The sequence below is a fragment of the Pollutimonas rozaliensis genome, from assembly GCF_048751585.1.
GTDB lineage: Bacteria > Pseudomonadota > Gammaproteobacteria > Burkholderiales > Burkholderiaceae_B.
Genome location: NZ_JAZHOB010000037.1, coordinates 1 through 380, shown reverse-complemented (window position 1 = coordinate 380; position 380 = coordinate 1). Strand labels below are relative to the sequence as shown.

1 protein-coding gene is annotated in these 380 nt (G+C 35.5%); it reads left to right on the top strand.

What is annotated here, in order from left to right; all coding sequences use genetic code 11:
- A partial coding sequence (locus V0R37_RS21865) for a peptidoglycan-binding domain-containing protein (protein WP_420376524.1) occupies window positions 1-380 on the top strand: 380 nt, incomplete at both ends.

Sequence of the window (380 nt, the reverse complement as noted above, 5' to 3'; positions counted from 1 at the left end):
GTCAAGCCTGAAATGACTTTAGAAGAGGCAACCATAGGAGCTTCCAGATATTATAAATTAGTTAAATCTTATGTAAGAAGAACTGGAATAGATATGAAAACAGATTATGCTATAGCCGCTTACTTTGCTGGACATTCTACTGTAGTAGACCAGGTGAAGAAACATGGAGGACTTACTGATGAAGTGATAGCAGGCCAGATATCTACAAAAGAGTACGTACGTAGATATCACAAAGCCATTAAAGAATTGAATGGTACATATGTACCTGATATTGAATTAATAGGTGGACTTCAAGAAGTCTTGTCTTCCCTAGGTTATTATAAAGGTAAGATTGATGGTATACATGGTAAAGCTACAGAAGAAGCTATTAAAGCTTATCA